Annotated in this window: 9 protein-coding genes; 1 reads left to right on the plus strand and 8 read right to left on the minus strand. The window is 45.0% G+C overall.

The genetic code is table 11. The features are described from left to right. Positions 1-259: 259 nt before the first annotated feature. Together BM358_RS12310 and gyrA are read right to left on the minus strand one after the other, a co-directional pair. Positions 260-1,348 carry an HD-GYP domain-containing protein gene (locus BM358_RS12310; RefSeq protein WP_028540988.1) on the minus strand — a complete coding sequence of 363 codons (1,089 nt, stop codon included), beginning with the start codon at positions 1,346-1,348 and terminating at the stop codon, positions 260-262. Positions 1,349-1,563: 215 nt separating this feature from the next. After that, positions 1,564-4,128: a DNA gyrase subunit A gene (gene gyrA / locus BM358_RS12315; RefSeq protein ID WP_028540987.1), complete on the minus strand. Its 2,565-nt coding sequence runs from the start codon at positions 4,126-4,128 to the stop codon at positions 1,564-1,566. A gap of 466 nt (positions 4,129-4,594) precedes the next feature. Here gyrA and BM358_RS12320 point away from each other — a divergent pair, with 466 nt between their 5' ends. Next, a complete protein-coding gene (locus BM358_RS12320) occupies positions 4,595-5,422 on the plus strand; it encodes a YheC/YheD family protein (RefSeq protein WP_028540986.1) in 828 nt (275 codons plus the stop codon). A 141-nt stretch (positions 5,423-5,563) separates the two neighbouring features. Here the strand turns inward: BM358_RS12320 and gyrB are convergent, their stop codons facing one another. The 6 genes from gyrB to dnaA form a co-directional block, all read right to left on the minus strand. Next, positions 5,564-7,474, minus strand: a complete 1,911-nt coding sequence (gyrB, locus tag BM358_RS12325; RefSeq protein WP_013308100.1) for a DNA topoisomerase (ATP-hydrolyzing) subunit B — start codon at positions 7,472-7,474, stop codon at positions 5,564-5,566. 30 nt (positions 7,475-7,504) lie between these two features. Continuing rightward, complete coding sequence (gene remB / locus BM358_RS12330) at positions 7,505-7,756, minus strand: extracellular matrix regulator RemB (RefSeq protein ID WP_007433255.1); 252 nt, start codon at positions 7,754-7,756, stop codon at positions 7,505-7,507. A 16-nt stretch (positions 7,757-7,772) separates the two neighbouring features. Next, positions 7,773-8,888 carry a DNA replication/repair protein RecF gene (recF, locus tag BM358_RS12335; protein WP_013308098.1) on the minus strand — a complete coding sequence of 372 codons (1,116 nt, stop codon included), beginning with the start codon at positions 8,886-8,888 and terminating at the stop codon, positions 7,773-7,775. A gap of 54 nt (positions 8,889-8,942) precedes the next feature. Next, positions 8,943-9,161: a S4 domain-containing protein YaaA gene (gene yaaA / locus BM358_RS12340; protein WP_023986416.1), complete on the minus strand. Its 219-nt coding sequence runs from the start codon at positions 9,159-9,161 to the stop codon at positions 8,943-8,945. 47 nt (positions 9,162-9,208) lie between these two features. Further along, the gene (gene dnaN / locus BM358_RS12345; protein ID WP_023986415.1) at positions 9,209-10,351 is read right to left on the minus strand and encodes a DNA polymerase III subunit beta; all 1,143 of its coding nucleotides are present in this window, start codon (positions 10,349-10,351) and stop codon (positions 9,209-9,211) included. Positions 10,352-10,537: 186 nt separating this feature from the next. Beyond that, on the minus strand, positions 10,538-11,884 hold the full coding sequence (gene dnaA / locus BM358_RS12350; RefSeq protein ID WP_023986414.1) for a chromosomal replication initiator protein DnaA: 1,347 nt from the start codon (positions 11,882-11,884) through the stop codon (positions 10,538-10,540). Between the last annotated feature and the right edge of the window lie 694 nt (positions 11,885-12,578).

Here is a 12,578-nt window from a genome sequence, read left to right on the forward strand (position 1 = left end):
AAAATATCTCTTGTTTGATTTTGCGAACAAAATCGTTTTACTCACTCGTTGTTCAGTTTTCAAAGATCAAACATTCAATGTCCGCCTCGGCGTTTCTTTCAACCCCTCAGCAACTTTTATAGTTTATCATATTCCCTAGAGTTATGTCAACACTTTTTTTTCGAAAGTGTTTTTCGCTCTTCTTGATAACACTTGAAGCGACAAGAAATAATATATCATACTTTTCTTGCATTATGCAACTCTTTTTTAAAATACTTAGTTAAGTAACAATACACTCGATATAAAGCTCTCTTTGCAGCATTAAGTTAATAATTTCCCCATCTACTTGAATCAACGGCCGAGTCGGATGATCTCGATCAGCGAAAATAATTTCCCCTGTACGGTTATCATTGAGGCGCACCTTGGTTCCATTATTGAATTGGGTTAACTTATGAATAAAAACTTGTACGACACTTGGGTCCAGCTTTCCAAATGATTCTGACTTGATTTGCTCTAGAACCAGATACGGTGATTGGGCAGGTCGGTATGTTTTCTCTAGAGTCATAGCATGGAATACATCAGCCACTCCAACGATTTTAGCGTAGATGTGGATTTGTTCCCCTTTAAGACGCAGTGGATATCCAGTACCGTCCACTTTCTCATGATGCTGAAGAGCTGCCAAACGCACACCTTCGTTAATAGCTTTCACATTTTTAAGCAACTGGTATCCTAGTGATGTATGGCGACGTATTTCTTCTTGCTCTTCCCACGTTAGTTTGGAGGGCTTATACAGAATGACCGGGTCCATTTTAGCGTTCCCTATGTCATGAAGCAATCCAGCAAAAGCCACTTGCATCCAATCCTTTTGAGGTAATCCGATCCATTGTGCAATGGAATAGGAAGTAAGGGAGGTTAGCACAGCGTTGTGAAAAATATAGTCCACTTCGATCATGGCGGGCGGAGTATAGGTCATTACATTATAGCGCTGAATGTGCACCAGTAAGGACTCCAATTGTCCTCGCAGTTCATATATAGATAAATTAGAGACGAGCACCGATTGAAATGCATTCTTAACGAGCATCACCATTTTGTCATACTCATCCTGAAATTGTTCAGATTCATCTCGTCCATCTAACGAAGGTCCTTGCGATTCAGATGTTCCAGATCGAACAGTCGTAGACTCGCTACTGGATTTTGTAAGATCATCCGTCCCTACCTCAACTTGCTGGATCAGGAACGCCTGTAAAATCTCCAAGTCACGCGGTAGCAGAATGCGCCCTTTCGGTAGCAGCAAGCTTCCCATTTCTGTAAATACATCGCTTTGCAATCTAAGTCCTGCTTTTAATTCGGATACGGGTACAGTTGTCATGGTCAACCTCTCTGTTCTCACAACAGCTGCTCCAGCTGCCAGTTATGATGTCATTATATTACTTGGGAATGATCCTGTACATTCATTTTATGCCATTTAAAGCATACTTGTCTGAATTCGTTAGCCAGAAAAAGAAAAAGACTCCCCGACCAAATAGTCAGAGAGTCTGTTCCATCTGAAATTTAATAACTACTGTTGTTTCCATATTCAGGCTCTTATTCGCCCTCAGAAGATTCTGGGTCGTTACCTTCCGCACCTTCTGTATTCGTTTCGAGAGATGGTTCAACAGATGATAGAGATGAGCCCTCTCCAGCTTCCTCACCCTCTAATAATTCTTCAAGCAGTTCATCCTGCTCCTCATTCTTGTTCGCTCGACAAACAGTTGCAACCGAATCATCATCGCGAATATTAATCAGCCTTACCCCTTGTGTATTCCGACCCATCGTGGAGATTTCCCCCATGCTAGTCCGAATCAAGGTGCCACTAGCTGTAATGATCATCAGATCCTCTTCGGTTTTTACAACCTTGAGACCGACAACCGGACCATTTTTATCCGTAACATTAATCGTCTTGATCCCCTTACCTCCACGGCTTTGGATACGATAATCCACAACAGGGGTACGCTTGCCATAACCTTTGGCCGTTACAATCAGGATATCCAGGCTGGTATCTACGATGTCCATACCAATTACAGCATCACTCTCATCAAGGTTGATCCCTTTGACCCCTGTAGCGCTACGGCCCATAGACCGTACATCACTTTCAGGGAAACGGATAGACATGCCTTGTGCTGTACCAATAATCATTTCCTGCTGTCCGTCCGTCAGCTTCACTTCGATCAGGGCGTCATCTTCACGCAAGTTAATGGCAATCAAGCCACCTTTGCGGATATTTGCATAGTCATCAAGTGGTGTCTTCTTTATGATTCCATGCTGGGTCGCAAAGAATAGATAGCTATCCTCCACAAATTCCTCGATTGGAATTACCGCATTGATCGACTCACCCTGTTCAATCTGAATCAGGTTAATAATCGGTGTCCCCCGGGCTGTCCGGCTAAGGTCAGGAATCTCATAGGCCTTAATCCGATATACCTTGCCCTTGTCAGTAAAGAATAACAAATGATGATGTGAATTCGTAATGAACAGATGCTCTACGAAATCCTCATCTTTGGTATCCATACCCACTACACCACGACCACCGCGTTTTTGACTGCGATAGGTAGTAACAGGAAGGCGTTTGATATATCCCGTATGAGTTACAGTAATAATAACATCTTCACGCGGAATGAGATCCTCATCCAGAATACTCTCTTCACCCACTGTAATTTCAGTGCGACGGTCATCAGCGAAACGTTCCTTAAGTTCATTCAGCTCTTCGCTAATGATGTTGAGTACCAGATGCTCGTTCGCCAAAATCTCACGGTATTCCGCAATCTTTTGTATTAGCTCGTTATATTCGTTCTCGATCTTCTCACGTTCCAAACCGGTTAAGCGTTGCAGACGCATATCGAGAATAGCCTGAGACTGCTCAAGAGTGAGCGAGAAACGCTCAATCAGTCCTTCACGAGCTGCTTCTGCAGTTTGGGAAGAACGAATCAAAGCAATAACTTCGTCCAGATGGTCAAGGGCAATGCGCAAGCCTTCCAGAATGTGTGCTCTGGCTTCGGCTTTTTTCAGATCAAATTCTGTCCGGCGACGAATAACCTCGACCTGATGTTTGAGATAATGATACAAGACATCCTTCAGGTTCAAAATCTTCGGTTCGTTGTTTACAATGGCAAGCATATTAATACCGAAATTCGACTGCATAGCCGTATGTTTAAACAAATTATTCAGAACGACGTTCGGGTTCACGTCCCTACGCAACTCGATAACGACACGCATACCTGTACGGTCCGATTCATCCCGAAGATCCGTAATGCCTTCAATACGTTTGTCACGTACTAATTCGGCAATTTTCTCAACCAGACGAGCCTTATTCACTTGGTAAGGCAACTCATGCACGATAATCCGTGCTTTATTGCCAATCTCTTCTATGGTGGTCTTCGCACGCATGGTCACAGATCCGCGGCCAGTCTGGTACGCCTGACGGATACCAGAGCGTCCTAAAATATAACCTGCTGTCGGGAAATCGGGCCCTTGAATATAATCCATAAGTTCCATCGGCGTAATGTCGGGGTTTTCGATCAATGCTTGTACACCATCGATAACCTCTCCCAAGTTATGCGGAGGAATATTGGTAGCCATTCCGACTGCAATTCCGCCGACACCATTCACCAGCAAGTTAGGATAACGTGCAGGTAATACGACGGGCTCGCTCTCTTCACCATCGTAGTTCGGCATAAAATCAACGGTCTCTTTGTTCAAATCACGTAGCATTTCCATGGCAATCTTGGACAACCGTGCTTCGGTGTAACGCATCGCAGCCGCCATATCTCCATCCACGGAGCCAAAGTTACCGTGTCCATCCACCAACATATAACGCAAAGAAAAATCCTGCGCCATCCGCACCATCGTATCATATACAGCCGTATCACCATGAGGGTGATATTTACCGATAACTTCGCCGACGATTCTTGCCGATTTTTTGTAAGGCTTATCTGGCGACATGCCCAGCTCGGACATCGCGTACAAAATACGACGGTGTACCGGCTTCAGTCCGTCCCGCACATCAGGCAAGGCACGGCTAACAATAATACTCATGGCATAATCCATAAAGGATTCGCGCATTTCCACTCCGATATCCCTATTGATGATTTGCGAGTTATTTTGATCCGCCATGCTGGTCCTCCTTCTTATCCTTCAATACAATGCTCTCTATGTGAAAAGCCTAACAAGATACTGCCTATACACTCCGCTCTCTGCGCAGGATTTTGGCTGAAATCCTCATCTGTATAATTATATTACTTTCACAAAAAGAGCACAATTAAACACATCTGTCCTCTTTACAGCGTAAATCCCTCGTCATTCTCTCTCTGCCTGTAGCAGATCGCTATTCTCTTGTACAACTCACAAGCCCTGATTATAACAAATTCCCCAGAGCTGGGGATTAGCCCCCACCCTAAGGGCCTTTTCCACATACAATACGTATACGGTCAGGGTTCACTTAGCAAAATTCCGAAAAACGCCGTATTTCTCTATTATATCATTGTTTTACGCACTTGTCCTTTAGTTTCCCTTGTTTTGTCAAAGTGTTGCGGATTCCAAGTACATGACTCATATTTCGAAAAGAAAGGGATGAGATTACTTGTCTATTCAGCGAGTATCCAGTAAGTGGACCAAAACAAATGCCATTCTCCCCAATCCGACATTGGCCGCTTATGTACCGGAAACACGGTTGTACACATTTGATCACTTGAACGAAATGTTGGCCGTGTATGGTACTGTCTATATTAAGCCTGATAACGGTACTTATGGAAAAGGGGTTATGCGGGCAGAGAGGCTGACAGAACCGCTTCCGCCGACAGAAGAAGGAATCATCGAAGAGAGAACTTGGTATGTGCTTCGCTATGAAGTAGATACCTTCACCTTCGAAAGTCTAGAAGATCTGCATAGAGTGGTTTCTTCCCGCATACGAAAACGTCCATATCTGATCCAGCGTGGAATTCCACTTCTTCAGCATGAAGCACGCCCTTTCGATCTGAGGGTATTAACCCAGATGAACTTAAGACACCAATGGGAAACAACGCTTATTGTAGGACGCGTAGCTGCTCCTGACAAAGTCGTCACCAATCATCACAGCGGTGGGACAATGCGCTTTTTCAATGAGCTGGTCGCTCCATACATGGATGTAAAGGAAGCTGTACGACTGGAGCAAAAATTATCAAAAATGGGCGAACGGGTAGCCTGGCAGTTGCAAAAAAGATACCCACGTTTAAGGGAAATAGGATTAGATGTAGGACTGGATCAGCAAAATTATCCGTGGATTCTGGAGGTTAACACGAGACCAGCAATCAAGGTGTTCTCTTCCCTTCCAAACAAAAGCCTCTATCATAAAATATTCAGATATGCAGTAGGCTACGGCCGGTACTCTTCATCCACGGGTAAAGCCATACGCTCTAAGAAAAAAGCCTAAAACAATGAGATTAAATATTCAAATGCACCCGGGCTGGTTAATGACAAGAAAAGGGACGCCCCTTTGGGCGCCCCTTGTGAACTCCTACAAAATACTACCTAATGAGCACGTAATACAGCCACTAGGAAAGAACATCACACATTAAAAATCAAGATTTTTCACGTACTTCGCATGTTCTTGGATAAAGTCACGACGAGGTTCTACATTATCACCCATCAAGGTATTGAACAGTGTATCAGCCAGCATCGCGTCACTGACAGTTACCTGAAGCATAGTACGACTCTCAGGGTCCATCGTAGTTTCCCAAAGTTGGGTCGCATTCATCTCACCCAAACCTTTATAGCGCTGTACATTGTACTTCGCGTTTTCTCCAAATTCCCTGATGATCTCATCACGTTCCGCCTCGGAGTTCGCATAACGTACAACTTTGTTACGCTCTACTTTGAATAGTGGTGGCTGAGCAATATAAATATAGCCTGCATCAATGATTTTACGCATGTACCGATAGAAGAACGTCAGCAACAACGTACGAATATGGGCACCATCGACATCCGCATCTGTCATGATAATGACCTTGTGATAACGGGCTTTGGCGATGTCAAAGTCGTCTCCGATCCCTGTGCCCATTGCTGTTACCATCGACCGGATTTCATCACTGGACAAAATACGGTCCAAGCGTGCCTTTTCGACATTCAGGATTTTACCGCGAATCGGCAAAATAGCTTGAAAGTGACGATCACGACCCTGCTTGGCCGAACCCCCTGCTGAGTCACCTTCGACGATGTACAGTTCACTAATCGAAGCATCCTTAGAGGAGCAATCTGCCAGCTTGCCTGGGAGCGAACTGATTTCCAGCGCGCTTTTACGACGTGTAAGCTCACGCGCTTTGCGTGCTGCTTCCCGGGCACGTGCTGCTTGTAATGATTTATCAACCACACGGCGGGAAACAGACGGATTTTCCTCTAGGAATTCCTGGAGTTTCTCTGCGAATAGGGATTCGACAATCCCTCGCACCTCACTGTTCCCCAGCTTTGTCTTAGTCTGACCCTCAAACTGTGGTTCTGGAATTTTGACGGAGATAATCGCCGTCAATCCTTCACGCACATCATCACCGGTCAAGTTGGCATTGTTGTCCTTAATCAAGCCATTTTTACGTGCATAATCGTTAATAATCCGGGTTAATGCACTCTTGAAGCCTGATTCGTGAGTTCCGCCCTCATGGGTATTGATGTTGTTAGCAAAAGAATAAATATTCTCGGTATAGCTGTCGTTATATTGCAAAGCAACTTCGACTTGAATCATATCACGCGAGCCTTCGACATAAATCGGCTGTTCATGTAACGCTTCTCTTTTTTGATTCAAGAATTGCACATATTCACTGATTCCGCCCTCGTAATGGAATGTATCGCTGGCGCCCGTCCGTTCATCAGTCAAGCTGATTGCAATGCCTTTGTTCAGGAAAGCCAACTCACGAATCCGCGTTTGGAGCGTATCATAATCGTATACAGTCGTTTCTGTAAAGATTTGATCGTCCGGATAGAAGGTCGTTTGGGTACCCGTCTCGTCTGTATCACCGATGACTCTGACATCATACTGCGGAGCACCACGGTGATATTCCTGCTCATACAGATGTCCGTCCCGTTTAACATGAACGATCATTTTGCTGGAGAGAGCGTTCACTACCGATACACCAACCCCGTGCAGACCACCAGATACCTTGTACCCTCCGCCTCCGAATTTACCGCCGGCGTGAAGTACAGTCATAACGACTTCCAGCGCAGATTTTTTCATTTTGGCGTGTTCGCTTACCGGAATACCGCGTCCGTTATCTGTAACGGTAACGCTGTTATCTTCGTGAACCACAACTTGAATGCTGTCACAATAACCCGCCAGCGCTTCGTCAATGCTGTTGTCCACAACTTCCCAGACCAGATGATGGAGACCTTTGGCGCTCGTGGAGCCAATATACATCCCGGGACGTTTCCGAACCGCTTCCAGGCCCTCGAGGACCTGAATCTCGCCCGCATCATAAGACGGTTGATTCATAGACATGCCTTTCACCTACTTCTATAGATTCTATGGTTAAGCATTGGCAACAAACTGGTTTGCCCGCTTTTTGAGTGTTGTTGAGGAGATGGGGGAATAATACACCGTATTCTGAGTCACTACGATGGACTTGGCTTCCTCTTCGCCAATCATCTCGACATGCTTTTGCTGTTGGGCGTGGTTCACGTATTGCTTGGAGATTTTAGAGGATTTTTCAATCGAGATATCGAAAATAGCCACAAGCTCTGACGAGCGGATGATTTTTTCTCCACCCAGATGAATATACATAGCGGTCACTCACTCCTTAGTGTTCCACATGCCCGTCGTGGACGTGATAAATATTGGCATCCTTGAGTCGTTCTGCGTTCAAAGTCTCAACCCCGGTTGCCGTGATAAAGGTCTGTACCTTGCTTTGGAAAGTCTCGATCAGCTGGGTCTGACGATAGGGGTCCAGCTCGGACAAAACATCATCCAGCAGCAAGACAGGATATTCACCAATTTCCTCATGGATTAACTCTATTTCGGCCAACTTCAAGGACAGGGCCGTCGTCCGCTGCTGCCCCTGAGAGCCATACGTATGCACTTCTCTGCCGTTAATGGCAAAGGCCAAATCGTCACGATGGGGTCCCGCCAAAGTCATGCCACGGCGGATTTCCTGTTCCCTCATTTGGGATAACTTTATCATAAATCGCTCCAATAAGACAGCTTCATCTTCTTCCTCTGGCTCACTGAAGGAGGGAACATAGGTTAATTTTAACTCTTCTGTCCCACCTGCGATCCCTTCATGAATGGCCTGAGCCCACTTTTGTAGCTTTGTTATAAATTGTTTCCGCTTTTTAACAATTTTAACACCATGCTCAACAAGTTGCTCATTCCATACCTCCAGCATCAGCTGCACTGACGCCATATCCTTACCCCAAGCTTGCTTGAGCAAGTTGTTTCGCTGAACCAATACTTTCTGATATTGCTGCAAATGATACAGATATCCTGGCGCAACCTGTCCGATTTCCATGTCAAGAAACCGGCGGCGAACCCCCGGTGTCCCTTTCACAATTTCCAGATCCTCAGGTGCAAACATGACCACATTTAACGAACCGATAAAATCGCTCAGTTTTCGCTGCTCCAGTCCGTTGATCTTTGCTTTTTTGCCTTGTGTGGATAACGCGAGATCCAGTCTGATTTTCCCGTATTTTTTATCCACATCCGCAGCTAGGTGAGTGGAAGTAGCCCCGAAAGAGATTAACTCCTTGTCGCGGGACGTTCGATGACTTTTGGTTAAAGCCAGTACAAAAATCGCCTCTACCAGATTCGTTTTGCCCTGCGCATTTTGTCCGATCAGCAAATTAACGGGCCCAAATTCATTCAGCTCCAGCTGTTCATAGTTCCGGTACTGCTGCAAAACAATGTTGTTCACAAACACATAGGGTCCCCCTTGTTACTCCGTACCTAAAAGGAGTCCTTGCCACCCAGGCGATCATGCTCCTGCTGTAACTTCGAAACTTCCGTTGTCCTCTACTTCTACGGTATCACCCGGGTACAGTTTTCTTCCACGACGTTCTTCCGGTTCACCATTCACACGGACTTGTCCCTCTTGCAGCAGGGCTTTAGCCATGCCTCCTGTGGATACACAATCGGCTAATTTTAAAAATTGATCGAGCTTAATGTATTCGGTTTGTATAGATATCTGTTTCAAGGCTTGTTCATCCTTTCGCTTGTCCTCGGGTGGGTTAACGCTAAACGTCAGTTGGTTGTGCGATATGGCAGGATGATATACAGCGCATTGCTGGAATCAGCCGGTTTTAAAATAATGGGGCTCATAATGCCGGTAAAAGCAATCGTCAGTTGCTCGCTGTCAATCACCTTCAGCACGTCGAGCATGTATTTAGAGTTGAACGAAATTTTGAGCGGCTCTCCCTCAAATTTGGACACAGTTACTTCCTCACGCACTTTGCCAAGCTCAGAGGAACTAGAGGAAATCTCCAAACCGCCATTTTCCAGCGACTGCATTTTTACAATATTCGTTTTTTCCTCACGGGACAGCAAATAAGCACGGTCAATTGACTCACTTAAACTTTTTGTATCCACAATCAGTTCTGTTTTGTAGGAGGTCGGAATAATTCTAGAAGTATCAGGATAGGTGCCATCCAAGATGCGGGAATAAAATAGCACCCGATCTACTTTGAATAATACCTGATTGTCCGCTACTACGATATCCACAAGCATATTTTGATCTGGAATAATTCTGCTCAGCTCATTCAGCGTTTTGCCCGCAATGACAACATTGCTAAAACGCAAGCCTTCAGACGTCTCCAAATGAGCGCTACGGGTGGCAAGGCGGTGGCGGTCCGTTGCCACAAACTTCAATTCACCCTCAGCCAGATTCCACAACACGCCAGTTAAAATCGGTGTCGTTTCGTGGGTGGAGATGGAGAATACCGTCTGTTTAATCATATTTTTAAGTAAATCTCCTGGAACAGAGATGACTTGATTTTCTTCAATGTTGGGAAGCACCGGGAATTCTTCAGGGTCCAAGCCAACAATCTGAATTTCAGTTGCGCCAGACGAGATAAAGGTTTGAAATTGGTCTTTTACCTCCATATGGATCTCCTGCGACGGCAACTTTTTGATAATTTCGACAAAGAATTTGGCAGGCAGCACAACACTGCCGGGTTGTTCGACCTGAACAACAGTTTGGTCACCATCCTCCATCGGAATAAAGGATTGAATGGAGATGTCTGTATCGCTGGCGGTCAGCGTTACTCCCTGGTGATTCACATCCAGCTTAATACCACTCAGAATTGGAATCGTAGTCCGACTTGATATCGCTTTGGATACATGTTGTATAGCCTCGTTCAAAACGTTTTTCAGAATGCTGATCTTCATAAGTTCCTCCTACGGGTTTTAATCCTTCAAGCACGCGTTGACGCGGGCCTTATTTAGGTGATGTATATCTTTAAAATATATTAGTAATAGTAATAGGCGCACTGAATATGTGGATAAGTCACTGTAACCCTAATAAAATCAAGCCTATCCACATGTGTATAAATTGTGTATAGGCTCTGAACTTATTCAGGTTGGATTTTTGATTTTTTCTATTAGGCTGTTGATAACTTTAAACAGATCCTGATCCACTTGAATGGATTTGGAGATTTTTTCGTGCGCATGAATGACAGTCGTATGATCACGCCCACCGAAGGCTTCGCCGATTTTTGGCAAAGAATAGTCGGTTAGCTCACGAGACAGGTACATGGCAATCTGTCGTGGAAAAGCTACAGCCTTCGTCCGCTTACGCGCTTTAAAATCCTCCAGCCGTAGATTGTAAAATTCCCCGACTTGATGCTGTATATCCTGAATCGTGATCATTTTTGGACGACTGGACGGGATAATATCTTTCAACGCCTCAGCCGCGAGATGACTTGTGACATCCTGATTGGTTAAGGAGGAATAAGCGACAACGCGAATAAGCGCCCCTTCCAGCTCACGGATGTTTGTATCAATTTGATTAGCGATATACATCATGGCCTCATTAGGAATATCCAGGTTCTCCGCCCGCGCCTTTTTCCGAAGAATAGCAATTCTCGTCTCCAGATCCGGCGGTTGAATATCCGTAATAAGTCCCCACTCAAAGCGAGAGCGCAGCCGTTCTTCCAGCGTTGGAATTTCTTTAGGCGGCCGATCGCTTGAGATTATAATCTGCTTGCGTTCCTCATGAAGGGCGTTGAACGTGTGGAAAAATTCCTCCTGCGTCGATTCCTTGCCCGCAATGAATTGAATATCATCAATGAGCAAAATATCAATGTTGCGATATTTATTCCGGAAACTTTCCCCGCGGTTGTCCCGGATGGCATTAATGAATTCATTCGTAAACTTCTCCGACGATAAATAAACGACCTTGCTGGTCGGATTGTGCTCCAAAATATAGTGTCCGATAGCGTGCATCAGATGCGTTTTCCCCAGCCCCACACCACCGTATAAAAACAGCGGATTGTAAGCTTTTGCCGGCGCCTCGGCGACGGCCAGCGATGCCGCATGGGCAAAACGGTTCCCCGATCCGATGACGAATGTATCGAATGTATATTTGGGATTCAGCATATGGGACACAGCTTCTTCATGAACGACCGGCTGCTGCTGAGGTTGTTGCTGAAGGTCGACCTCGGCGGGCTTGTTCTCTTCAATAACGAACTTGACCTCTAGTTGTTTGCCCAAAATTTCATAAACCGTTGCTCCGACTAGCTTGGTATAGCGGCTTTCAAGCCATTCCACGGCAAAAGTTGTCGGTGCAGAAATCACAATGGAGTGGTCATTTAGTTTCGCTGCCTTGGTAGCCTTAAACCAAGTGTCGTAACTCGGCTTACTCAGCTTGGTTTGTATGATGGATAGAATTTGCTGCCATAGTTCAGAGGTATGGCTGTCCACAGACGTCACTCCTTTTAAATCCTGACATTTTACCGAATTAAGCTGCAGAGAGCTGCTCTCGGCGCTTCGGCAAAACGCCTAAATCCCAAAAATGTTGTTGAAGGCCATAAAAAGACATACCGCCGCCTAAATCATGCGGCAGTGTGGTGAGAGAACGCAGCACAAAATGACCCTGAAAAATAGCTAATGGAAATTCCGCTGCTGATCAGCAGAAGAAAGGCGATATTTCTCAGGAGGGAATGTGCGGCACGATCCGTTCTCTTGATCCCGCAGGCCAAAACGGGACTGCAATATGTCGAAATCAAATGAAAAATGTAGAATATATCCCCAGAATCCCGAATCCGCACAAAAATAAAAAGATGGATAAATTGAACTTGTTCACAACTTTATCCACAGGGTGTTGATAATATGGAGGGTAAAACAACATATTCACATTCAAAAGTAATATCATCATAGCAAAAGAAGCCTTGTATTTCAATGACTGGTGGTTATTTATCCACAAATTCAATCTGTTGTGTACAATTTTTATTCACAACACAAGATATTGTTTATAATTTGTTCAGTTTTCGACAATAACTCTTTTTTACTCTAAAATGTTATGCACAGGTTATGACCATTTAAATCACAATTCAGTTCTTTTTGTGGATCTGTGTATAACAGCCGTTGCCTTTTGGTCACAGAGGCTTATTTTTCT

Origin of the sequence: Paenibacillus sp. cl130 (assembly GCF_900116035.1) — a bacterium.
Taxonomy (GTDB): Bacteria; Bacillota; Bacilli; order Paenibacillales; family Paenibacillaceae; genus Paenibacillus; species Paenibacillus polymyxa_B.

Coding starts and splice junctions, on each gene's coding strand:
- BM358_RS12310 (WP_028540988.1), bottom strand. CDS start 1,348: ATGACAACTGTACCCGTATCCGAATTAAAAGCAGGACTTAGATTGCAA.
- gyrA (WP_028540987.1), bottom strand. CDS start 4,128: ATGGCGGATCAAAATAACTCGCAAATCATCAATAGGGATATCGGAGTG.
- gyrB (WP_013308100.1), bottom strand. CDS start 7,474: ATGTCTATGAATCAACCGTCTTATGATGCGGGCGAGATTCAGGTCCTC.
- remB (WP_007433255.1), bottom strand. CDS start 7,756: ATGTATATTCATCTGGGTGGAGAAAAAATCATCCGCTCGTCAGAGCTT.
- dnaN (WP_023986415.1), bottom strand. CDS start 10,351: ATGAAGATCAGCATTCTGAAAAACGTTTTGAACGAGGCTATACAACAT.